Annotated in this window: 18 protein-coding genes; 4 read left to right on the top strand and 14 right to left on the bottom strand. The window is 69.1% G+C overall.

The features are described from left to right. Positions 1-225 precede the first annotated feature (225 nt). The 3 genes from EV648_RS23795 (at position 226) to EV648_RS23785 (ending at position 6,323) form a co-directional block, all read left to right on the top strand. Entirely contained in the window at positions 226-2,424 is a 2,199-nt protein-coding gene (locus EV648_RS23795) for a LamG-like jellyroll fold domain-containing protein (protein WP_132295846.1), read from the top strand. 125 nt (positions 2,425-2,549) lie between these two features. Then, positions 2,550-4,070, top strand: coding sequence for a fibronectin type III domain-containing protein (locus tag EV648_RS23790; protein WP_132295843.1), 1,521 nt, complete (start codon positions 2,550-2,552; stop codon positions 4,068-4,070). Between the two features lie 75 nt (positions 4,071-4,145). Then, positions 4,146-6,323, top strand: a complete 2,178-nt coding sequence (locus EV648_RS23785) for a LamG-like jellyroll fold domain-containing protein (protein WP_241995589.1) — start codon at positions 4,146-4,148, stop codon at positions 6,321-6,323. A 44-nt stretch (positions 6,324-6,367) separates the two neighbouring features. On the opposite strand, the gene EV648_RS23780 is transcribed toward EV648_RS23785, so the two are convergent. The 5 genes from EV648_RS23780 to EV648_RS23760 are packed head-to-tail and all read right to left on the bottom strand — an operon-like array spanning position 6,368 to position 11,966. Then, positions 6,368-7,624 (bottom strand): hypothetical protein, encoded by a 1,257-nt coding sequence (locus EV648_RS23780; RefSeq protein ID WP_132295837.1) that lies wholly within the window; start codon positions 7,622-7,624, stop codon positions 6,368-6,370. Further along, on the bottom strand, positions 7,621-8,433 hold the full coding sequence (locus EV648_RS23775; protein WP_132295834.1) for a WecB/TagA/CpsF family glycosyltransferase: 813 nt from the start codon (positions 8,431-8,433) through the stop codon (positions 7,621-7,623). Before EV648_RS23775 ends, EV648_RS23780 begins: the two co-directional genes overlap by 4 nt. Before the next feature lie 4 nt (positions 8,434-8,437). Continuing rightward, complete coding sequence (gmd, locus tag EV648_RS23770; RefSeq protein ID WP_132295830.1) at positions 8,438-9,421, bottom strand: GDP-mannose 4,6-dehydratase; 984 nt, start codon at positions 9,419-9,421, stop codon at positions 8,438-8,440. Further along, entirely contained in the window at positions 9,418-10,362 is a 945-nt protein-coding gene (locus tag EV648_RS23765) for a GDP-L-fucose synthase (RefSeq protein ID WP_132295827.1), read from the bottom strand. Before EV648_RS23765 ends, gmd begins: the two co-directional genes overlap by 4 nt. Next, positions 10,362-11,966: a sugar transferase gene (locus tag EV648_RS23760; protein WP_241995540.1), complete on the bottom strand. Its 1,605-nt coding sequence runs from the start codon at positions 11,964-11,966 to the stop codon at positions 10,362-10,364. The genes EV648_RS23765 and EV648_RS23760 overlap by 1 nt, the downstream gene beginning before the upstream one ends. Before the next feature lie 381 nt (positions 11,967-12,347). Between EV648_RS23760 and EV648_RS23755 the strand changes: the two genes are divergently transcribed. Continuing rightward, positions 12,348-13,034, top strand: coding sequence for a phosphatase PAP2 family protein (locus EV648_RS23755; protein ID WP_132295821.1), 687 nt, complete (start codon positions 12,348-12,350; stop codon positions 13,032-13,034). Positions 13,035-13,141: 107 nt separating this feature from the next. Here the strand turns inward: EV648_RS23755 and EV648_RS23750 are convergent, their stop codons facing one another. The 9 genes from EV648_RS23750 to EV648_RS23710 form a co-directional block, all read right to left on the bottom strand. Beyond that, positions 13,142-14,086, bottom strand: a complete 945-nt coding sequence (locus EV648_RS23750) for a phytanoyl-CoA dioxygenase family protein (protein WP_199234781.1) — start codon at positions 14,084-14,086, stop codon at positions 13,142-13,144. A gap of 120 nt (positions 14,087-14,206) precedes the next feature. Further along, positions 14,207-15,532, bottom strand: a complete 1,326-nt coding sequence (locus EV648_RS23745) for a glutamate-1-semialdehyde 2,1-aminomutase (protein WP_132295818.1) — start codon at positions 15,530-15,532, stop codon at positions 14,207-14,209. After that, positions 15,529-16,077 carry a dTDP-4-dehydrorhamnose 3,5-epimerase gene (rfbC, locus tag EV648_RS23740; protein WP_132295815.1) on the bottom strand — a complete coding sequence of 183 codons (549 nt, stop codon included), beginning with the start codon at positions 16,075-16,077 and terminating at the stop codon, positions 15,529-15,531. The genes EV648_RS23745 and rfbC overlap by 4 nt, the downstream gene beginning before the upstream one ends. Then, positions 16,077-17,339: a polysaccharide pyruvyl transferase family protein gene (locus EV648_RS23735; protein ID WP_132295812.1), complete on the bottom strand. Its 1,263-nt coding sequence runs from the start codon at positions 17,337-17,339 to the stop codon at positions 16,077-16,079. The genes rfbC and EV648_RS23735 overlap by 1 nt, the downstream gene beginning before the upstream one ends. Before the next feature lie 2 nt (positions 17,340-17,341). Then, positions 17,342-18,283, bottom strand: a complete 942-nt coding sequence (locus EV648_RS23730) for a glycosyltransferase family 2 protein (protein WP_132295809.1) — start codon at positions 18,281-18,283, stop codon at positions 17,342-17,344. After that, positions 18,280-19,581, bottom strand: coding sequence for a hypothetical protein (locus tag EV648_RS23725; RefSeq protein ID WP_199234780.1), 1,302 nt, complete (start codon positions 19,579-19,581; stop codon positions 18,280-18,282). Before EV648_RS23725 ends, EV648_RS23730 begins: the two co-directional genes overlap by 4 nt. 2 nt (positions 19,582-19,583) lie before the next feature. Further along, a complete protein-coding gene (locus EV648_RS23720) occupies positions 19,584-20,708 on the bottom strand; it encodes a class I SAM-dependent methyltransferase (protein WP_158294055.1) in 1,125 nt (374 codons plus the stop codon). 26 nt (positions 20,709-20,734) lie between these two features. Further along, the gene (locus EV648_RS23715; RefSeq protein WP_132295803.1) at positions 20,735-21,382 is read right to left on the bottom strand and encodes a PIG-L deacetylase family protein; all 648 of its coding nucleotides are present in this window, start codon (positions 21,380-21,382) and stop codon (positions 20,735-20,737) included. Then, positions 21,382-22,323: a glucose-1-phosphate cytidylyltransferase gene (locus tag EV648_RS23710; RefSeq protein WP_199234779.1), complete on the bottom strand. Its 942-nt coding sequence runs from the start codon at positions 22,321-22,323 to the stop codon at positions 21,382-21,384. The genes EV648_RS23715 and EV648_RS23710 overlap by 1 nt, the downstream gene beginning before the upstream one ends. Positions 22,324-22,351 lie beyond the last annotated feature (28 nt).

The raw sequence follows: 22,351 nt of genomic DNA, 5'->3' as shown, positions 1-22,351 counted from the left end.
TCGTTACCGGCCCCGGGCCGGGTCCCCGGACGACCGGATTCCCGGCCGTCGGAACGGCAATCGTCCGTAACGCTCACGCACGGTCACGCTTGTTGACAATTTGCTGAAATGAGGCCTGAACAGACTGGTCAAACACTCACCTGGTGTGGCCTACTCTCCTGTCGGGGGATTCACGAACCATGTGCGGCGCCGGGATGGCGCCTGTCCGAGGGGGGACACCGCGGTATGAAGAAGAGATGGCTGCTCGCGCGCCTGGGGGTGGTGGGCATCCTGCTGGCGACCACGCTGGCACCGACGCCCGCCCAGAGCATCAGCGCCTCGCTCTCGGCACAGGACAGCCCGGTCTGGCAGACCAACGCAAGTGTCCAGGGCATCGCCGTCGCGGCCGGGAAGGCCTATGTCGGCGGTCGTTTCACCAGCGTCCGCCCGCCGGGCTCGGCGCTGGGCACCAACGAGGTCGGGCAGGCCTACCTGGCCGCGTTCGACGCGAGCACCGGCGACCTGGTCGCCGCGTTCAACCCGGTCCTCAACGGCCAGGTGTACGCCGTGGCCGCGTCGGCCGACGGCTCCCGGCTCTACGTCGGCGGTGACTTCACCACCGTGAACGGCGTGACCCGCAACCGGATCGCCGCCTTCGACACCGCCACCGGCGAGCTGGTGACGAACTGGAAGCCCTCGGTCTCGTACCGGGTCAAGACCATCTCCGTGTCCGGCAGCACCGTGTACTTCGGCGGCTCGTTCGGCCTGGTCAACAACGTGGAGCGGCTCCGGCTGGCAGCGGTCACCGGCGACGTCGGCACACTGTTGCCGTGGGCCCCGGCCGTCAACGGCGACGTGTACGCCGTGGACGTGGCCGACGACGCGTCCAAGGTCTACGCCGGCGGCCAGTTCAGCACCGTCAACGGCACCAACCAGAACACCGTGTCGAGCCTCGACCCGACCACCGGCGCGGTGCTCCCGTTCCCCGCCGCCTCGGCGGTCCCGCCGCCGAACGGCTCCTGCACCACCCGGGTCAAGGCGATCGACGCCAGCGGCGACACCGTTTACTTCGGTAACGGTGGCGACGGCGGCGGCTGCTTCGACGGTACCTGGGCGGCGGACGTCGCCACCGGCGCGCTGAAGTGGAAGAACCAGTGCCTGGGCGCGACCGAAGCCCTGAAGGTCGTCAACGGCTGGCTCTACAAGGGTTCGCACGCGCACGACTGCGCCAACGCCGGCGCGGGCGGTTTCCCGCAGGGCGCCGGTTACCGGTTCCTGCTGACCGAGTCCCTCGAGGACGGCACGCTCGGCCCGTGGTACCCGAACACGAACGCCGGTCCGCCCACCGAGGTCGGTCCGCTGGCCTTCGCGACCGGCGGCTCGGACCTGTGGGTCGGCGGCGACTTCACCCAGACCAACGGCCTCGGCCAGCAGGGTCTGGCCCACTTCACCAACGCGGGCCCGGGCGCGGCTCCGGCCAAGCCGGCCAAGGTCCTCCCCTCCAGCGTCCAGCCGGGCGCGGTACAGGTGCATTTCCAGACCGTGGTGGACAACGACGACACCACGCTGACCTACCGGTTGCTGAAGGGCTTCAGCAACACCACGATCGCGACCTGGACGGCGAAGTCGACGTTCTGGGACCGCCCGTGGCTGCACTACACCGACACCGACGTGACGCCGGGCGAAGTGACGAACTACCGGGTCGAGGTGACCGACGGCAGTACGACGCTCCGGGGCAACTACTCCGACCCGCTCACGGTGGCGACCACCGCGAGCACGGCGTACGACCAGATCATCGCCTCCGACGGCCCGCAGGCGTACTGGCGGCTCGGTGAGCCGGTCGGCGCGACCACGTCGGTGGACACCTCCGGCCAGAGCAACAACGGCACCTTCACCGGGATGACGCTCGGCAGCGCCGGCGCCATCGCCGGGAACACCGCGGCGACGATCAGCACCAGCAGCGGCCGGATGGTCGGCGAGAAGGCCTACAGCATGCCGCAGCAGTTCACCGTGGAGGCGTGGGTCAAGCAGTCCGTCACCCGCGGCGGACGGATCATCGGCTTCGGCAACTCCAAGACCGGCAACAGCAGTTCCACCGACCGGATGCTGTACATGCGCTCGAACGGCCAGGTCACGTTCGGCGTCAACGACGGCGTCAAGCAGACCATCAACAGCGCCTCGAACAAGAACGACGGACAGTGGCACCACGTCGTCGGCACCTTCGACAACGGCGCGATGACGCTGTACGTCGACGGCGTGTCGGCCGGCAGCCTGACCACCGGACAGGCGTCGCTGTACTACGGCTGGTGGCGGATCGGGTACGACAACATCAACAGTTGGTCCGGCGGTGGCGCGACCCAGACGAACATGGCCATCGACGAGGCCGCGGTCTATCCCTACGCACTGACCGCGGCGCAGGTGCAGGCCCACTTCAGTGCCCGCTGAGCGGACGGCTAACCTCCTATAGCACAAAGTCATAACGCCGGTGGGAAGTCGCCTTCCTGACGACCTCCCACCGGCGCTAGATTCGCGTGCTAATGGCCCCGCCCGCCCCAGTCCGAAGGACTTTGATGAAAAAGCTAGTTCTGGCAGTCGTGACGGCTGCCGCCGTACTCGCCGCTGCCCTGATCCCGTCCGGAGCTCCGGTGGAGGCCGCCCAGCCGGGCTTCGCCTCCGCGGTCTCGGCGGTCAAGCAGACGTCGTGGCAGACCAACGCCAGCGTGAACGCTCTCGCGGTCTCGGGAAACACCGTCTTCGCGGGCGGTCTGTTCACCCGGATCCGCCAGCCAGGCAAACCGGCCGGACAGGGTGAGGCTGTCCGCACCTACATCGCGGCGTTCAACCGGACCACCGGCGCGCCGACCTCGTTCGCGCCGAAGCTCAACGGCGCGGTGTGGAGCATCGCGACCAGCCCGGACGGCAACTGGGTCGTGATCGGCGGCGACTTCACCACCGTCAACGGCCTGCCCCGCAAGCACATCGCGATGTTCAGCGTGGTCACCGGCCGGATCGTCTCGGCCTGGGACCCGGTAGTCAGCTACCGCGTCAAGGCGCTGGCCATCAACCAGTTCAACCGGGTCTTCCTGGGTGGCTCGTTCACCACGGTCGACGGCCAGGTGCGCAACCGGCTGGCGGCACTCCGGCTGATCCAGGGCGATCTGCTGGCGTGGAACCCCAACGCCAACAAAGACGTGTACGCGATCGACGTGTCCGACGACGGCAACCGGGTGTTCGTGGGCGGCCCCTTCACCACGCTGCGCGGCATCGACCACTACTCGCTGGGGATGGTGAACACCACCACCGGTGCGGCCTACACGATGCCTGCCGCCGCGGCGATCCCGAAGCCCACCTCGACGTGCACCACCCGGGTGAAGGACATCGACACCCTCGGCACCAAGGTCTTCGTCTCCAACGGTGGCGACGGCTCGGGCTGCTACGACGGCGTCCTGGCCGCGGACTCGACCACCGGCAAGCTGCTGTGGAAGAACAACTGCCTGGGCGCCACCGAGGCGATCAAGGCCATCGGCAACTGGGTGTACAAGGGCTCGCACGCGCACAACTGCAGCTCCAGCGGCGGATTCGGCGACGGCACCGGCACGCACTACCTGCTGGTCGAGAGCGCCGTCAACGGCCAGCTCGGCCCGTGGTTCCCGAACACCGACGCGGGCGGCACCACCAAGGTCGGACCGCTGGCGATGGCGTCCGGAGGCAACGACCTGTGGGTCGGCGGCGACTTCAGCAAGGTCAACAACAAGGTCCAGCAGGGCCTGACCCGGTTCACGAACGTGCCCGGAGGCGCGTTCCCGTTGACGCCTAAGGCTCCCGTGCTGTCCAGCACGGTGGCCAACCAGGTGACGGTGCAGTTCACCGACGGCTACGACCTGGACAACATCCTGCTGACCTACAACGTGTTCCGGGGCTCGACCCTGGTCAAGACCTACAAGTACTACACGTACTACTGGCGGCAGCGGCTGACCACGACCTTCGTCGACACCGGCGTGAAGAGTGGCCAGACAGTCAGCTACCACATCGAGATCCACGACGGACGCAACATCCGGAAGGGGCCGGCGGTGTCGGTGAAGGTCCGGTGATCCGGGCCGTGTGACCCTTCGCCGCACCAGGCGGCGCACAGGGGTACATCCTTGAGGGGGGATGTTTTGAAGAAGGTGGGGATTCTCGCGCTGGGTGGGGCGCTGGTGGCAGCTTTGCTGGCACCAGCGCCCGCTCAGAGCATCGGTGCTTCGCTGTCGGCTCTGACGAGCACGGCGTGGCAGACCAACGCCAGCGTGCAAGGACTCGCGGTGGCGAACGGCAAGGCGTACGTCGGGGGACGGTTCACCACGGTGCGGCCACCGGGCGCCGCGGCCGGTACCAGCGAACAGGCGCGGACCTATCTGGCCGCGTTCAACCAGAGCACCGGTGCGCTCGACACCGGGTTCGACCACGTCCTGAACGGCATGGTCTGGGCGATCGCGGCCTCGGCCGACGGCTCCCGGGTCTTCGTCGGCGGTGACTTCACCAAGGTCGACGGCCAGACCCGCAACCGGATCGCGGCCTTCGACACCGCGACGGGCGCCCTGGTCTCCAACTGGAAGCCGTCGGTTTCCTACCGGGTCAAGGCCCTCGCGGTCTCCGGCAGCACGGTCTATCTGGGCGGCTCGTTCGGGCTGGTCAACAACATCGCCAGGCCGCGGCTGGCCGCGGTGACGACCAGTACGGCGGCGCTGCTGCCTTGGGCGCCGCAGCTGGACAACGACGTCTATGCCATCGACGTGGCTGACGACGGCTCCCGGGTCTATGCCGGTGGCAACTTCTCGACCGTGAACGGTACGCCGCGCTGGTCCGTGGCCAGCCTGGACCCGGTCGACGGCTCGCTGCAGGCGTTCCCGGCCGCGAGCGCGGTCCCGGATCCGGCGCCAGGCTGCAGTTCGCGGGTCAAGGACATCGAGACCAGCGGGGATCGGGTGTACTTCGCCAACGCCGGCGACGGTGGCGGCTGCTTCGACGGCACCTGGGCGGCGGACGTCGGCTCGGGAAGCCTGCTGTGGAAGAACAACTGCCTGGGCGCGACCGAGGCCATCACGGTGGTGAACGGCTGGCTCTACAAGGGCTCCCACGCACACGACTGCAGCTACCTCGGCGGTAACGGGTTCCCGCAGGGCGCGGGCCGTTTCCTGCTGACGCAGAACCTCGACACCGGCGAGCTCGGCCCGTGGTTCCCGAACACGAACACCGGCGCACCGACCCAGGTGGGCCCGCTCGTGTCGGCGACCGGTGGCAGCGATCTCTGGGTCGGCGGCGACTTCACCACGGTGAACGGCGCCACCCAGCAGGGATTGGTCCGCTTCACCAACACCGGACCGGGTGCGGCTCCGGCCAAGCCCGCCAAGGTGGTTCCGGTCAGCTACAAGGCCGGGCAGGTCAAGGTGAACTTCCAGACCGTCGTCGACAACGACGACATCACCCTGACTTACCGCGTACTGCGCAGCTTCAGCAACACCGTGGTCGCCACCTACACGGCGGACTCGAGGTTCTGGAGCCGTCCGTGGCTGTCCTTCACCGACACGGGACTGACCCCGGGGTCGTCCCAGGTCTACCGGATCGAGGTGACCGACGGGAACAGCACCCTCCGGGGCGACTACTCCCTACCGGTCACGGTGGCTGCCGTCGACGCGCCGTACGACCAGCAGGTGCTGGCGGACGGGCCCACGGCGTACTGGCGGCTCGGGGAACCGAACGGGACGGCCACAGCGGCCGACTCGTCCGGCCAGAACAACACCGGCCCGTACTCCGGGGTCAGCCTGGGCGTCGCCGGTGCGCTGACGAGCGGCAACACCGCGGGTGACTTCACCGGGAACGGACGGATGATCGGGCAGACCGCGATCAGCCAGCCGCAGACCTTCAGCGTCGAAGCCTGGTACCGGACGACCTCGACGCAGGGCGGCAAACTCGTGGGCTTCGGCAACAGTTCGAACGGGACGAGCAGCCAGTACGACCGGCACCTCTACCTGCAGAACGACGGCGCCGTCACCTTCGGGATCTACGACGGGTCCACCCGGACGATCAGTTCGGCGCCGGGCACCAACGACGGCGACTGGCACCACGTGGTCGGCACGTTCGCACCGGGCTCGATGAAGTTCTACCTCGACGGGGTCCTGCAGGGCACCCAGAGCGTGAACAACGCCGAGGGCTACACCGGCTACTGGCGGATCGGCAACGACAACCTGAACGCCTGGCCCAACCAGCCGGCGAGCAGCGGTCTGGCAGGAACCATCGACGAAGTGGCGATCTACCCGGCCGCACTCAGCGCGGACCAGGTGCAGACCCACTTCGACGCACGCTAGAGGGAGCGCTTGGGGTCTGCCTGCAAAGGGGCAGGCCCCAGGCGTCACCGTCGGCTGGCAGCAGCCTTGTGGACGCCGATGGCCCGGTGGGCTTCGTGCCACCACAGCAGCAGAGTGCAGAAGGAAGCGGTGGCAAGTCCCCAGGCAGCACCCGTGGCACCGCCTAGCAATGCCCCTCCGATGCCCGCGACGATCAGGATCACCGAGGACACCAGACGGACCCGCAAACCCCTGGTAGCGGCCGCAAGTGCCCGGATGATTGCGAACGCGCCGGCATTGGAGGCTCCGAACGCCTGCAGCAGGATGACCGGCACCATCACGGCGCTCGCCTGGGCCCAGACGCCCTCGCCCAGCAGCCACTCCCCCACGTCCTCGGGCAGCAGCAGGAAGACCGCTCCCCAAGCCAAGGCCCCCGCGCCGACTCCTAGCGAGATCGCCAGGCCCACAAGCCACAGCCGCCGGTAGGAATGCCTGAGCGCCCTGGCCGCCTCCGGTACTGCGACCACCCGGATCCCCTGGTTCAGCACGTTCACCGGGCCCAGGAGGACCTGCGCGCCGCGGATACCGGCCGTGGCCGCGATTCCCGCTGCGGCAGTGATCCCGAGCATGTACACCTGGATCGTGCCGCTCACGGCGAGCATCTCCCCGACGTACTTGGGGGTGAGGTCCCAGTGGGTCTTCACCCACTCCTGGATCAGTTGCCGGCGCGGCGCCAACCGGGTCTGGAACCGCCCGGCGATCGCGGCCACCACCGCGCCCAGGCCCCACGCCAGCGTCAGCGAGAACGCCGTCGCCGCTTCGGCCAGGTAGAGCGCGGCGAAGAAGACTCCCATCGCGAGCAACCAGATCAGGTCGTTCAGGAAGGCGCGACCGCCCTCACCGACGACGAAGAAGGCCCAGCGCCAGGCGTCCTGCAGAAGCAGGCCCGGCATCGTCACCGCGAATGCGATCAGCACGCCCTTCGACGGAACAGCGGGGACCGCCGCGATCGCCAGCGCTACGAGCATGGAGAGCAGGCCGACGAGCACCGCGGTCGCAGTACTGGCCCTGACCGCTCGTTGCCAATCCGGGTCGCGGTCGCCGGTGTAGCGCACCGCCAGCGGCTCGGTCGCGACGGCCCGCGAGACGTTCAGGGCGATCGTGTAGCCGCCGAACGCGAGGGCATAGACGCCGAAGTCGGCGACAGTGCCGCTGCGGGCAACGAAAACCCCGACGGCCAGGTTGCTCAGGCTGGACAGGCCCTGATCGGCCAGTCCCCAGCCCGCCCGGCCGGCCGGTCCGGCCAGTTTCCGAAACTTCAAGAAACCGGTCGCGGCGGCCGGCGCAGGATGCCGACCCCGAAGCGCGGAATGCCCAGCACGTACCGGCGCCAGAGCCGGCGCGGTTCCTTGTAGAGCCGGTAGCTCCACTCCAGCCCGGACCGCTGCATCCAGCCCGGCGCCCGGTCGAGCCGGCCGGTGTGGAAGTCGAACGCGGCGCCGACGCCGATCAGGATCGCGGCGTCCAGCCGGTCCCGGTGCTCGGCCATCCAGCGCTCCTGCTTCGGCGCGCCGAGCCCGACCCAGATGATGTCCGGCTCCGCCTCGTTCAGCCGGTCGACGATCTCGGCGTCCTCGGCCTCGGTCAGAGCCCGGTACGGCGGTGAGTACGCGCCGGCCACCTGCAGGCCGGGGTGCCGCGCGACGAAGTTCTCCCGCAACTGCTCGGCGACCCCGTCGGCACCGCCGTAGAAGTACTGCGACCAGCCGCGCTCGGCCGCCTCGGCCATCACCCGCTCGAGCAGGTCCGGTCCGCAGACCCGGGCCATCCGGTCGAAGCCGGCCCGCTTACCCGCCCAGACCAGCGGCATCCCGTCCGCGACGGTGAGCCCGGAGTTGTTGTAGACCTCGGTGAGGTGCTCGTCGGCGCGGGCGTGCAGCACGGAGTTCATGTCCGAGACGCAGACCAGGTGCCGCTCACCCCAGTCGATCCAGCGCGCGAACGTCTCGACCGTCTCGTCCATGTCGGTGACGCTGACATGGATCCCGAGCACGTCGACCCGGGGATGCGGCCGGTCGGCAGGGCGGGCCGATCCCTGCGTGAAGTGCTGGTCCGTCAGCTCGGCAGTCATTGCTTCAGTCCTCGCGGGTCAGGATGTCGAGATCGGCATCCACCATGATGCGGACGAGTTCCGGCACGTGGACCTGGGCCTTCCAGCCCAGCTCCTCCAGTGCCTTCGAGGCGTCACCGATCAGCGAGTCCACCTCGGTCGGCCGCTCGTACCGCGCGTCGTAGTCGACGAAGTCCTTCCAGTCCATCCCGGCGTGGTCGAAGGCCAGCGAGACGAAGTCCCGCACCGAGTACGACGTACCGGTGGCGATCACGTAGTCCGCCGGGGTGTCGTGCTGGAGCATCCGCCACATGCCCTCGACGTACTCCGGTGCGTAGCCCCAGTCGCGGCAGGCCTGCAGGTTGCCGAGGTACAGCCGCTTCTCCTGGCCGAGCTTGATCCGGGCCACCGCCCGGGTGATCTTGCGGGTCACGAAGGTCTCGCCGCGGCGCGGGCTCTCGTGGTTGAACAGGATCCCGTTCACCGCGAACATGTCGTACGCCTCGCGGTAGTTCCGCGTCATCCAGTAGCTGTAGAGCTTGGCGGCGCCGTACGGCGAGCGCGGGTAGAACGGGGTGTCCTCGTTCTGCGGTGGCGGGGTGGCGCCGAACATCTCCGAGCTGCTGGCCTGGTAGAACCGGCAGTCCAGCCCGATCATCCGGATCGCCTCGAGCAGCCGGGTGGTTCCCATCCCGGTGGTGTCACCGGTGTACTCGGGCTCGTCGAAGCTGACCCGCACGTGGCTCTGCGCGGCGAGGTGGTAGACCTCGTGCGGCTGGATCGACGCGAGCAGCGTGACGAGCCGCGACCCGTCGGTGAGGTCGCCGTAGTGCAGGAACAGCCGCTTGTCCTGCTCGTGCGGATCCGTGTACAGATGGTCGATCCGGTGCGTGTTGAACGTGCTGGCTCGGCGGATCAGGCCGTGCACCTCGTACCCCTTGCTCAGCAGCAGCTCGGCCAGGTACGAACCGTCCTGACCGGTGATCCCCGTGATCAGGGCCTTCCTCATGCCTCACCCCCCAGGTGCTCGAGGTACCAGGCATACGTGCTCGCGACGCCTCGCTCGAGGTCTCTCGCGGGCTTCCAGCCCAGGGCCCGCAGCCGGCTCACTTCCAGCAGCTTGCGCGGGGTGCCGTCCGGCTTGGACAGGTCGTTGCCGATCGCACCGGTGTACCCGACGACGCGAGCCACCAGCTCGGCGAGCTCGCGGATCGTCACGTCCTCGCCGACACCGACGTTGATGGTCTGCGGGTCGTCGTAGTTCTCCAGCAGGAACAGGCACGCGTCGGCCAGGTCGTCGACGTGCAGGAACTCCCGCCGCGGCGTCCCGGTCCCCCACAGCACCACCTCGGGGGCATCCGCCTGCTTCGCGTCATGGAACCGCCGGATCAGCGCCGGCAGCACGTGCGAGCTGGTCAGGTCGAAGTTGTCGTTCGGCCCGTAGAGGTTGGTCGGCATCGCGGAGATCCAGGGCAGCCCGTACTGCCGGCGGACGGCCTGGACTTGCATGATGCCGGCGATCTTGGCGATCGCGTACGCGTCGTTGGTCGGCTCCAGCTCCCCGGTCAGCAGGCTCGACTCGTGGATCGGCTGGGCGGCGAACTTCGGGTAGATGCAGGACGAGCCGAGGAAAAGCAGCCGCCGCGTCCGGACCTCCAGAGCGGCGTCCATGAGGTTGACCTGGATCCGCAGGTTCTCGCTGAGGAACTCGGTCGGGTGGTCCCGGTTGGCCAGGATGCCGCCGACCCGGGCGGCCGCGTCGATCACCACCGCCGGCCGGTGCTCGGCCAGGAAGGCGAACGTCGCGGCGCGGTCGCGCAGGTCGAGCTCGGCGGACGTCGCGCCGATCAGGTGGGTGAAGCCGTCACCTTCGAGCCGGCGCCAGATCGCCGACCCGACCAGTCCCCGGTGGCCTGCGACGTACACCGGTGACCGTCGGTCGATGACCATCAATAGGCTCCTGCTCCGTAGATCACCGCACGCGCGGTCTTCCAGAGGATGAGCAGGTCCAGCGTCATCGACCAGTTGTCGACGTAGCGGAGGTCCAGACGGACCGACTCGTCCCACGAGAGATCGCTGCGGCCGCTCACCTGCCACAGTCCGGTGATGCCGGGCTTGACCAGCATCCGCCGGGAGTCGTCCGCAGCGTACAGGGCGACCTCCTCCGACAGCGGGGGGCGTGGCCCGACCAGGGACATGTCGCCCCGCAGTACGTTGAACAGCTGGGGCAGCTCGTCGAGCGAGAACCGGCGGATCAGCCTGCCCAGCGGCGTCATCCGCGGATCGTCCCGCATCTTGAAGATCACGCCGTTGCCGTCGCTGAGCGCGTACAGGTCGCCGAGGCGCGCCTCGGCGTCGGCGTACATGCTGCGGAACTTGAGCATGGTGAACTCGGCGCCGCCCTTGCCGACCCGGCGCTGGTGGAACAGCACCGGTCCGGGGCTGGACAGCTTCACCGCGATGGTGAGGCCGATCATCAGCGGTGCGAGCAGGATCAGCATGCCGAGGGCCAGCGTCCGGTCGAAGACCGCCTTCATCAGGTGCGGCCCGCCGCTCACGGACGGCCGCTCCAGGTGCAGCAGCGACAGGCCCGCCACCGGGCGGATCGAGATCCGCGGGCCGGCCACCTCGATGATGCCGGGTGACACGATCAGCTCGACGCCGCGCTGCTCCAGCGCCCAGGACAACCGGCGCAGCGACTGGCCGGCCAGCTCGGGATCGGTCGCCACCGCGACCACGTCCACGGCATGCCGGTCGACCGCGGCCAGGATGTCCGCCTCGTCGAGCTCGTCGGGCTGCAACGGGCCGCTCGAGCGGGAATCACCGCGCGGCCGGCAGGTCGCCACCACCCGGAACCCGTCCGTCGGGCGGCTCTCCAGGTGCTCACACAAAGTGGCGGCCGGCCCTGTTCGGCCGACCACGAGGACGCGGTGCATGCAGCGGCCTCGGAGACGATGCCGGTGCAGGTCCTTGCGCAGCCCGTACCGCAGTACCAGCGCGGTTCCCACGATCACCGGGATGGCGAGCACCACGAAGCCACGAGCGATCTCGGTCTTCGTCGCGTACGACGCCAGGGCGACCGCGGCGGTGAGCCCGACCCCCGAGCGCAGCAGCGAGCGGAACTCGTCCGGCCCGGCGCCGAAGTACCGGGAGTCGTAGCCCTTGGACAGAGCGACCACACCGACCCAGGCGAGCGGGAGCAGGCTGCTGATCAGCAGGTAGCTGCTGCCGACGTGGTACCCGAAGCGGGTCAGCAGGGCGATCGAGATGCCGATCATCGCGGCCAGCAGGTCGCCACCGACCGCGGCCCAGCGATAGACGCCCACCCAGCGCGGCTCGGTCCACCGCGACGAGCGCGGCACGATCGCCGGCACCTCGTGCGGCACCACCCACATGGGCCCGTGCACATCGACGGCGTGGACGTCGACGGCGGGTGCGTCCAGCCGGTCGGAGCCCAGCTCGGCGACCGGCTCACGCACGCTCGCGCCGACGCTGGTGACGTTCAGGGCAGAGGAATTCTCCGGAGCCGTGACCTCGCCGGGCGTCGCGGGCACGCGTCTAACTCCGCTCACACCGGTCCCTCGTCTCACGCTGCTGTCGCCCGGGCACTCTACGCCACCGCCCGGGGCAGTTTGCAGTCTGCCCGTCAGCACTGTCAATCGGTGGGAGCCACGCCTGCGCGACGTACCTGTTCCCACTCCCGATCCGTTGCGGAGTCATCGCACCGGACTCAGACACAGCACACTCCTCCACCGACCGTTTCTCTCCGGCCACCCCCCGGTGAACCAGTCCGCACCACCATGTGTCCGCGACTCCACATCCCCAGAATTCACCAACCCGTCGGCGGCAAGTCACCGCAGGGTACTACGGTCACCGGTCGTCTGCGACCGGCCTCGCCAAAACCTGGGGATAGAATTTGCATCGGGTGGGGGGACATGACGACAGACAACGCAGGTCCCGCGCGTCCGGTCGAGCGTGGACGGAAACCGGCGGTCATCCCCGCGTTGCGGGGATCGGCCGTGGTGCTGATGGTTCTGGGGGCGCTGCTCCTCGTCCTGCCGGCCCTCCTCTACGCCGGCGACCGCGGGCCGAACCGGATCGATCGGTGGATCCAGCCGGCCGTCAACACCCCTGCCGGGCTCTGGCAGCTCGCGCTGGTCGTGGACTGGACCGGTGAGCCGGCCGGCCGGGTGGTGACGGTCCTGATCGTGGCAGCGATCTGCCTGCTCACCGGGCGCCGGCGCCTGGCGATCACCGCGGTCGTGGGCACGTTCCTGACCACTGTGCTCGCTCTGGTGCTCAAGCATCTCGTGGACCGGCGGATCCACGGAGACTTCCTGTCCTACCCCAGTGGCCACACGGCTGCCGCGACAGCGATCGGACTGGTGCTGGGCCTCCTGGTCGCCGACCTGACGAAGGCGGGCCGCCTCGTCGGTACTGCGCTGGTGCTGGGGCTGGCGGTCATCTGTGGCGGGCTGATGGCCTGGTCGCAGATCGACCTGACCGCGCACTACCCCACCGACACCATCGGCGGCTTCGGCTCCGCCCTGCTGATCATCCCGGCGACGGCCCTGCTGATCGACCGGTTCGCCGGGAAACAGCAGCTGAACACACGCCGCTAGAGCCCACACGCCGCAAGGGCGTGCCTCCCGGTCCCGGAATACGCACGAGAGCAAGGGAGGCACGCCCTGGGCCCAGCCGGCGCCGAGGGTTGCGCCGGCCGGAGGACTCACACCGTCGCGGGCCTGGGGGCGTCCGTTCCGGGTTGCGAGCCGTCCGCGCCGGCCGGCGCGGGCTTCGGGATGTCGTACGCCGCGATCAGTCCCTCGGGCAGGTGCTCGAGGTCGCTGGTCCGCAGGTAGTCGCCCATCGTCGTCCCGGTCGACTCCGAGTCGATGTTGGGCGCCGCCCGGTGGGCCGCCGCGTCACCGAGGTGCACGGTGCGCAGGTCGATGCTGAACCGCGTCCGTCCCGAGGTGTTCGGCACGCTGGAGTGCAACTGCGCCCCGGAGAACAGGATGATCCCGCCCGGCCGGCAGATCGGCCGGATCTGCGGCACCAGCTCGACCTCTTCCTCCGGCACCGGCTGCACCCGGGTGTCGGTACCGATCTGGGTCGCCGCGATCAGCCGGCTGGTCGCGTTCCACTCCGCGTAGTTGTAGACCCGCGAGCTGTTCTTCACCGGCGTCTGCCAGTACCGCGGGTGGAAGGCCAGGCCGTTGTCCACGCTGATCGGGAAGATCGGCAACCACCAGTTCAGCTGGCAGTAGGGCGCCGAGTACCAGGTGTCGCGGTGCGGGTGGAAGGCGAACGCGATCCCGGTGGTCAGGTAGTCGTTCGACGTCGAGCTGCGCATCCGCGGCACGTCGAAGTACACCTGTTCGGGGTCGCAGCCGAGATCGACCAGCATGTCCTGGATCAACCGCTTCGACTCCGGGTGGTGGATGAACCGCGGCTTCAGCTCGGCGAGCAGCGCGGCGTACTCCTCGACCGCCATGTCGAACTGCGCGGTCTCCGGATCGAGTGGAGCGAAGGCCTCGCGGGCCAGCTCCGCGGCGAACTCCGTCAACGCCAGCGTCGACGGACGCGGCGAGTAGACGAACAGGTCGCCGTCGTACAACTTCTCCCTGCGCTCATCGTCGGTGATGTCTGCGTCGATGTAGATCGCATGCATTGGTGAAACCCCCTCTGTCACGAGCTCTAGCGCTCAGTCATAGCCCAGGGCAACAGATCGTGCCCGGGCCGTTCCCCCCGGTCAGGTCCGGCGGGGCGGCCGTCCTGCCAAGCTTTCTGGTCACGCGAACCGGCGGAACACCGGCTTGACCGGTCGTCCTCCTGTCCACCCGCTGGGATCACCAGCATCCAGGGCCTTGCGGTAGACAGCGCATGCTCGTGCTACTGCCTCCACGGTGCGGCCGATGTCGTCATCCGTCAATCCGGCGCTGACCACGAAGGACGGGCCGATCACTCCGCCGAGCATCAGTTCGCGGAGGAAGAGCGTGCGGTACTGCTGCGACGGCTGCAGGTCCTCGTCGAGGGTCGCGAAGACCAGGTTGCTCGACCGGCCCCGCACCACCACGTGGTCCGCGACGCCCGCCGAGGCCGCCACCTCTCGTACCCCGGTCGCGAGGCGGTCCCCGATCTCGTGCAGTCGTTGCGCGATGCCCTCTTGCTCGTAGGTGTCCATCACCGCGATCGCCGCGGCCAGGGAGTGCGTCTCGGCGCCGTGCGTGGTGGACAGCAGGAAGACCCGTTCCCGGCCGTCGTGCAGTCCGCCGCGCTCCATCAGCTCGCGCCGGCCGGCCAGGGCGGACACCGAGAAACCGTTGCCCAGGGCCTTGCCGAAGGTGGAGAGGTCGGGCGTCACCCCGTAGATGCCCTGGGCCCCTTTCTCCGACCAGCGGAAGCCGGTGATCATCTCGTCGAAGATCAGCAGCGCGCCGTACCGATGGGCGAGGTCGCGCAGGCCGGCGAGGTAACCCTCAGGCGGATCGTGCTGGGTCGCCGCCTCGAGAATCAGGCAGCTGACCCGCCCGTCGTTCTCCTGCAGGACCTGCTCGGTCGCCGCGAGATCGCCGTACGGGAAGCGGACGGTGAGCTCGGCCACCGCCTCCGGGATGCCGGCCGACATCGCCGTGGTCGCGATGAACCAGTCATCGGTGGAGAAGAACGGCTGGTCGCCGCAGATGGCCACCAGCGGCCGTCCGGTGACGGCACGGGCGAGCTTGACCGCGGCCGTGGTCACGTCGGACCCGCTCTTGGCGAACTTCACCATCTCTGCGGTCCGGACGGTGCTGAGGAACCGCTCCGCCGCGTCGAGCTCGATCACGCTCGGCCGGACGAAGTTGGTGCCACGGCCGAGCTCGCGCTGGACCGCCTCGACGATGCGAGGATGCGCGTGCCCGAGGCTGACCGCGCGCAGGCCGGACCCGTACTCGACGTACTCGTTGCCGTCGGCATCCCAGACGTGCGCCCCGAGCCCGTGCGAGATCACCGGCGCCATACCCGCGGGGTACTGGTCCTCGCCCTTCGCGTAGGTGTGCGCACCACCGGGGATGGCCGCGTGCAACCGGGAGTTCAGGTCACCGGATCGCTTGAAGGACTTGGCGCGCGTGGTCATGAGAGCCTCCTGGTCGCCTCGGCGAGCGAGGGCGCCGCCTTGTCCCGGTCGGACATCAGCGAGACCGGGAGCGGCCAGGCGATGTCCAGGTCGGGGTCGTCGAACACGATGGACACGTCCTCGCTCGGATCGTGCGCCCGGTCGATCCGGTACGAGACGTCCGCCGGGTCGGTCAGCGCCTGGAACCCGTGCGCGCATCCGGCCGGTACGTAGACCGTGACCTGGTTCTCGCCGGTGAGGTCGAAGTACTCGCGATTGCCGTACGTCGGGGAGTCGGGCCGCAGGTCGACGACCACGTCGAAGACGGCGCCGTACGAGCAGCGCACCAGCTTCGCCTCGCCGTCGCCGGAGCGCACGTGCATGCCGCGGACGACGCCCTTCCTCGAGCGGGAGACGCTGTCCTGCTGGAACGCGTCGGGATCGAGACCCGCGGTCCGGACGATCTCGCGGTCGAACGTGCGGCAGAAGAAGCCGCGCTCGTCCACGTGCGGCGTCGGCAGGAACATCAGCGCTCCTGCGATCCGCGGTACCTGGATGACGTCCATCAAGCCCTCCCCCTAGTCGCTGTCCGCCCCGACCCGGTCCGGCCGGAGCCGAACAGGGTCGCGGTCAGAACGGCGTTCTGCTGCTCGAGTTGTTCCACGTACTCCGCGTTCTTGTCGTGCATGTCGCTCTCCAGCCGGGAGGCCCGGGCCTCGAGCGCCCGCACCTGCTCGGTCAGCCGCTGGACGTCCAGGCTCTGGATGGGCTGCCGGAACTCCGCCAGCCGCATCCCCTCCATCAGGATGTCGTTCTTGGTGGCGTAGCTGATCGAGATCGTCGGCTTCGACAACTTCAGCGCGGACAGCACGTTGTGGTAGCGCGAGGCAACCACCAGGTCGACGCCGGTGAGTTGTTCCATCAGCTCGCCGAGCGTCTCGGCCGGCTCCCGGACCAGCCGCGCGTCGGCCAGCTCCGGCCGGGTCCTGCGGAGGTCCTCGACCACCGCGGTCACCACCGCCTCGTCGGACGGATCGCCGGTGAGCAACTGGATCCGGTAGCCCTCGTCCACCAGCCACCGGCTGAACTCGATCATCTTCTCGACGTAGCTCGTGTAGATCTGTTCCGAGCGGGCCCGGTCGGCGTTGGTACCGCGATACGCCATCACCCCGAGCCCGACGGTTCGTAACGATGGTCCCGACGACACCGGTGCCTCCGGTCTGGCCGGCAGCGGCAGCGCGAAGGCGAGGTCGGGATAGATCTCGTCGCGACTCGTGTCGAGGCCCATCTGCCGCATCGCGTCCCGCGAGTAGGCGTCGCGGTACGAGCGGTAGGTCGCGTTTCTCGCCGTGCCGACGAACAGCCACCGGATCGCGCGCTCGCGGGCCACGTTCGCCCCGACGCTGATCAGCGCGGTCTTGGCGCCGAAGATCCGCGCCGAGAAGAAGACCAGGAAGAGCGCGTACGGCCAGCCCCACGGCCGCAGCTGCATCGTCGTCTCCAGGACCCCCATCCCGGGCACGATGACGATGTCGTACCGGCGCACCCACCGGGGGGTGCGGACCAGGTCGGCCACCTTGCCGAACATCTTCAGCGCGGCGGTCTTCAGGCGTGACCCGCCGGCCCGGTGCGGCTGGTACCAGGTGATGGAGAAGGACGGGATGCCGTACTGCTTCTCCACCTCCTCGGGCCCCGGGCAGACGCAGCTGATCGGGGAGTCGGGGTGCTCCTTGCGGAGGAACTGAAGCATCGCGTCGAACGACCCGTGGTTGCCCAGGTTGCCGGAACCCAGCAGGCCGAAGATGGCGATCCTTGGGGGTCTTGTCATTCCTACGACACCCTCCGGTGTCCGGCGACCGCGGCGTCCTCGGGAATCGTGGTCGGTGCGGCCGGCGGAGCGCTGTCCTCGATCCGGTGTGACGAGCCGGGCAGTGCGCGGCTCGCCAGCCACTGGGTCAGGTAGAAGTGGCACTTGCGCCGGTCGGCGGACGACAGCGGCGCGCGCCGGATCGCCCCGACGAAGCCCGCGATGTACTCCGCGAGCAGCCGGGCGGTCGGGTTGCGCCAGTCACCCCGGCGTGGGTCCATGTTCGCGGCGCGGGACCGGATCGTCGGCTTGGCCCGCTCCGCCCGGTCCGGGTGGTCGCGCCGGAAGTACAGCAGTTCCGGCACCTGGTGGAACCGCCCGTGCAGGGCGAGCTCGGCCATGATGGTCCGGTCGGCGTGGTGGTAGCTCGCGTGCAGCGGCGTCCGGCGCAGTACCTCGGAGCGGATCACCCCGTAGAAGTCGTCGCCGCCGACGGTGAGCAGCATGCTCCTGAACCGCTCGGGCGCGCTCGGGTTGTCGGTGTCCAGCGGGTAGTCGACCTTGAGGACGACGTCTCCGTTCTCGTCGATGATCGCCTGCCAGGCGTGCGCCAGGACCAGCTCCCGGTCGGCGTCGAGCGCCTCGACACAGCGCAGCAGCAGGTCCCGGCCGTACAGGTCGTCGTGCGACGCCCACTTGAACAGCTCGGTCCGGGACTGCTCGAAGACGTAGTTGTGGTTCGGCGCGGCGCCGATGTTCACCGGCTGCTTGACGTAGCTGATCCGCTCGTCGCGGGCCAGGTATTCCCGGCAGATCTCCTCGGTGCCGTCCGTCGAGGCGTTGTCGGAGATGATCAGCTCGTACTCGCCGTAGCTCTGGCCCAGCAGGGCGTCCAGGGACTCCGCCAGGTACTTCTCGCCGTTGTAGACGGGGAGTCCGACGGTCAACCGCGGTGCCGCGTTCATGTGCTCCTCATTTCTGGCATCTCCTCTCGGTCCGTACCGACCTCGGCGACGTACGGCAGGGCTTCAGCTTGCGCTTCGGCCTGCAGACGTTCCCGGATCCCGGCACGGAGGTACACCCACCAGACGATCGCGCCGACCAGGGTCGCGCACGCCGATCCCCAGGCTGATCCTTCGGCGCCGCCCAGGGCGCCTCCGGTGACACCACCGACCAGGTAGGCCGCGGACGCCCACAGCTGCGCCCGCAGACTCCGCCGGGCCACCCCGAGTGCGCGCAGCCCGGCTGCCGCCCCGGTGTAGAAACTGGCGTTCATCACCGACAACGTTGCCGGGAGCAACAAGGCTTCGGCAGAGTTCCAGACCTCGCCGAGCAGCTTGTGGCCCCACTCGTGCGGCAGGAGGAGGATGAGCGCCAGGCCCCAGATCAGTGCCGCGGTCGCCTGAGCGCCACCGAGCAGCAGGCAGAAGGTCCGCAGCTTCTTCACAGATCGCCGTAACACCCGCGCCGCTTCCGGTACCGCCACCAGACCGACACCGGAGAGCACGATGAAGAACGGGCCGAGCAGCATCTCGGCGCCGCGGACGGTACCGACCGCGGCGATGCCGGCGAAGGCCCCCAGGCCGTACATGCGCAACTGGTACGCACTGCTGATCGTCAGGTTCTCGGCCAGGTAGCGCAGACTGAGATCGCGATGTTGGGTGAACCACAGACGCGCCCGGAACAGCCTCGGCAGGATACCGGCCTGCAGACCGCTCACCACCGCCGCGAACGCGCCGGCGGCACCCCAGGCCAGCACGAACATGGTCACGCTGGCGCGATGTGAGGCCAGATAGAGCAGTGGCACCAAGGCGATGGCCCAGGTGATGTCGCTGATGAAGGCCTTGCCGCCCTGGCCGGAGGTGAAGAAGGCGAACCGCCAGCTGTCCTGCAGCGTCAGGGCCGGCAGCACGACGCCCAGCGCGACGAAGGCCGCGCCGGGTTTGCCGCCGAGGGCGAGACCCGCGGCGACGCAGATCGCGCCAGTGCCGAGGCCGACGGCGATCGCCATCCCGGACGCGCTCGCCACCGCCGGCCGCCACAACGCCCGTGATACACCGCTGAAGCGGACCGCGAGCGGGTCCGTGGCCAGACCGCGGGAGATGTTGACCACGACGCCGTACGTCACCCAGGCGAGGCTGAAGGCGCCGAACTCCAAGGCGCCCAGCGACCTGGCGACGACGATGCCGACCACGAAGCTGACCATGCTCGTCACGGCCTGGTCGGCAAGTCCCCAGCTGAGCCGGCGCAGGACCCCTCTCATGGTCAGCCCACGACTTCGTGCGGCTCGGGGAGCGGGACCAGGTAGGTGGCACCCCAGCCGCCACCATCGGCCTCGAGCTGCGAGATCACCTCGTCGGCGATGTCCCAGGTGAGCACCAGGACGATCTCCGGCCGGGCCGCCCGCAGTTCGTCGATCGAACGGATCGGTACCCCGGAACCCGGGATCCGCCGGCCGTGCTTGCCGGGCGCGGCGTCGACCGTGAAGGCGAGCAGGTCCGTGCCGACCTTGCTGAGGTCCAGCAGCACCGGCGCCTTCGAAGGCGCGCCGTAGCCGAGAACGGTACGACCGGCCGCCTTGTGCCGGGCCAGTTCGTCATGCAGCGCACCAGCCGCGTGCCAAGCCGCCTCCTGCAGGCCGGCCAGCTGGATCTCGTCGGAGATTCCGGCCGCGCCCTCGTCCTGCAGTGTCTCGGTGACCGACTCGTCCGGCCGGGCCTCGGCTTCGTGCCGGAGCATCACCCGGAGGCTGCCACCGAACATGTCGATCCGCTGGACCGACTCGACCGCCAGGCCGTACAGCGTGCCGAGGCGGATCACCGCGCCCAGCGAGAGGTACGACCAGTGGCCGTGCCGGATGGTGTCGAACTGGTTGCCGATGAACAGCGGCAGCAGGTGGTGGAACTCGAGCACCAGCAGGCCACCCGGGGCCAACCGGTCCGCGCGAAGCTTCATCATCTCGCCGACGGCCGGCTCGTGGGCGATGCCGTGCACGTCCACCACGAGGTCGGCGAGCTCGGAACCGGTCGCGATCCGGCAGCCCGCGGCCTGCAGATGGTCGAGCCAGGATCCGCCGTGGTGACTCGCGAACTCGAACACGGTCTTGCCGGTCAGCTCGGGGTGATCGCCCAGCAGTTCCTTCACCGACGCCTCGGCGTGGGCCAGGCTGGTCGCCGACTCAACCGCCAGCGGCGGTTCGGGCAGCTGCGGCTCGACCGGTCCCAGCTGCACCAGCTTGCAGTCGCGGCAGAGCCAGAGCTCCAGCGGCCAGCGCGGATCCTCGCCCGGTGTGTCGATGGGTGGGAAGTGGTCCGCACACGGCTGAGCACCGAGATCCACTACCGGCACGACGTCGTCGCCGGCGCATCCACGACAGCTGAAGCTCTCCACTTGTCCCCCTCCGGTCACCATGTCACTCACCATGTCAAGGTCGCCTTGGCCGTCGTGAACGCCTCGGCGTACTGCGCGCGGCACTCCATGCCGCGAAGCCGGGCCAGGCCGGCGAACACTTCCTCGTCGAACCAGTCGTGCTCGACCTGCGACGGGAAGGCCTTGTGCAGCCGCGCGACCTTCTCGCGCAGCTGCTCCTCGGTCAGGGCGACGTACAGCCACGGGCGGCTGAAGTCCCCGTCCCACTTGGGGATCTCGTAGTTCAGCACCAGGTGGTCGCGCCACACCGTGGGCGCCAGCTCGGCGATGGCGCGGTGGTCCTGGTGCGCGTCGGTCCGGCTCGGCGCCAGCACGAGATCCGGCCGGCGCCCCCGCGCCGTCGTCTCGAGCAGTTCCTTGACGTCCTCCCAGTACGTCGGGAGGCGGCCGTCCGGCAGCTCGGCCGACGTGATCGTCACCTCGCACCCGGGCAGGAAGAGCTCCGCGCTGCGGCGGGCCTCCTCCAGCCGGAGCGGACTACCGGTGGCGATCACGAACTCGGCGGTCAGGCCCGGCACCGTCTCGGCGAGCCGGAGCAGCATGCCCCCGCAGCCGATCTCGATGTCGTCCGGATGCGCGCCCAGTGCGACCAGGTGGCTCTGGCGGCCGCTGAGGCCGAGCTGGAACGGCAGCATCAGATCGCCACCACCGCCGGCGCCGGCAGCTCGACGCCGTTGTCCGCGGAAGGCGGAGCCGCAGGCACGGACCCGCTGCGTCCGTTGGCGCTGTGCCCGTTGGCGCTGTGCCCGTTGCCGTTCTGGCCGCTCATGTGGAAGCCGTTGCCCTGGTGGTTGCTCGCCTCGCGGGTCCAGACCGCCCACGGCTTCGTGCCGGACCGGTACAGCTCCTCGAGCTGGCTGCGCTCCTTGAGCGTGTCCATCGGTGCCCAGAATCCGTGGTGCGGGATGGCCTGCAGCTTGTTCATCGCGGCCAGCCGCGGGAACGCGTCGCCGACCAGGTCCTCGCCCGGGTGCAGGACGTCGAAGACCTCCTTGCGCAGCACGAAGTACCCGCCGTTGATCCACAGCGGCAGCTCGGTGACCGAGCGCAGCCCGTTGATCCGGGCGTCGTTGCCGAACTCGACGATGTGGAAGGACGCCTGCGGCGGGACGGCGAGCAGGCTCGCGGTGACGTCGCTGGCCAGCACCTGGTCGACGATCTTGTCCATCGGGGCGTCGGTCAGCACGTCGCCGTAGTTGGCCAGGAAGACGTCGTCGTCCTCCAGGTACGGGCGGACCCGGCGGAGCCGTTCGCCGATGCTGGTGTCGATGCCGGTGTCGACGAAGGTGATCTTCCACTCGCTGATGTCGGAGTCGAGCAGCTCGATCTGCTGCCCGCCCTTGGTCATCACGAAGTCGTTCGAGTGGGTCTCCTCGTACCGCAGGAAGTACTCCTTCACCGCGGCTCCCCCGAACCCCAGACAGAGGATGAACTCGGTGTGGCCGAAGTGCGCGTAGTACCGCATCACGTGCCACAGGACCGGCCGGTCGCCGATCGTCATCATCGGTTTGGGTGCGGAGTCGACTCCGCTGCGCATCCGCAGTCCGAGCCCCCCGCAGAAGATAACGACCTTCATGGAACCCCTCCCTGGTCGTTCGCCGGTG

It is taken from the genome of Kribbella sp. VKM Ac-2568 (assembly GCF_004345365.1).
In the GTDB taxonomy this organism is placed as follows: domain Bacteria; phylum Actinomycetota; class Actinomycetes; order Propionibacteriales; family Kribbellaceae; genus Kribbella; species Kribbella orskensis.
Note: the sequence above shows the minus strand (reverse complement) of the source record. Positions and strands in the feature narration are given on the sequence as shown.

Excerpts from the sequence above, each read along its gene's own strand:
- EV648_RS23795 (WP_132295846.1), top strand. The coding sequence starts at position 226 with ATGAAGAAGAGATGGCTGCTCGCGCGCCTGGGGGTGGTGGGCATCCTG.
- EV648_RS23790 (WP_132295843.1), top strand. The coding sequence starts at position 2,550 with ATGAAAAAGCTAGTTCTGGCAGTCGTGACGGCTGCCGCCGTACTCGCC.
- EV648_RS23775 (WP_132295834.1), bottom strand. The coding sequence starts at position 8,433 with ATGACTGCCGAGCTGACGGACCAGCACTTCACGCAGGGATCGGCCCGC.
- gmd (WP_132295830.1), bottom strand. The coding sequence starts at position 9,421 with ATGAGGAAGGCCCTGATCACGGGGATCACCGGTCAGGACGGTTCGTAC.
- EV648_RS23765 (WP_132295827.1), bottom strand. The coding sequence starts at position 10,362 with ATGGTCATCGACCGACGGTCACCGGTGTACGTCGCAGGCCACCGGGGA.
- EV648_RS23755 (WP_132295821.1), top strand. The coding sequence starts at position 12,348 with ATGACGACAGACAACGCAGGTCCCGCGCGTCCGGTCGAGCGTGGACGG.
- EV648_RS23750 (WP_199234781.1), bottom strand. The coding sequence starts at position 14,086 with ATGCATGCGATCTACATCGACGCAGACATCACCGACGATGAGCGCAGG.
- EV648_RS23745 (WP_132295818.1), bottom strand. The coding sequence starts at position 15,532 with ATGACCACGCGCGCCAAGTCCTTCAAGCGATCCGGTGACCTGAACTCC.
- rfbC (WP_132295815.1), bottom strand. The coding sequence starts at position 16,077 with ATGGACGTCATCCAGGTACCGCGGATCGCAGGAGCGCTGATGTTCCTG.
- EV648_RS23735 (WP_132295812.1), bottom strand. The coding sequence starts at position 17,339 with ATGACAAGACCCCCAAGGATCGCCATCTTCGGCCTGCTGGGTTCCGGC.
- EV648_RS23730 (WP_132295809.1), bottom strand. The coding sequence starts at position 18,283 with ATGAACGCGGCACCGCGGTTGACCGTCGGACTCCCCGTCTACAACGGC.
- EV648_RS23725 (WP_199234780.1), bottom strand. The coding sequence starts at position 19,581 with ATGAGAGGGGTCCTGCGCCGGCTCAGCTGGGGACTTGCCGACCAGGCC.
- EV648_RS23715 (WP_132295803.1), bottom strand. The coding sequence starts at position 21,382 with ATGCTGCCGTTCCAGCTCGGCCTCAGCGGCCGCCAGAGCCACCTGGTC.
- EV648_RS23710 (WP_199234779.1), bottom strand. The coding sequence starts at position 22,323 with ATGAAGGTCGTTATCTTCTGCGGGGGGCTCGGACTGCGGATGCGCAGC.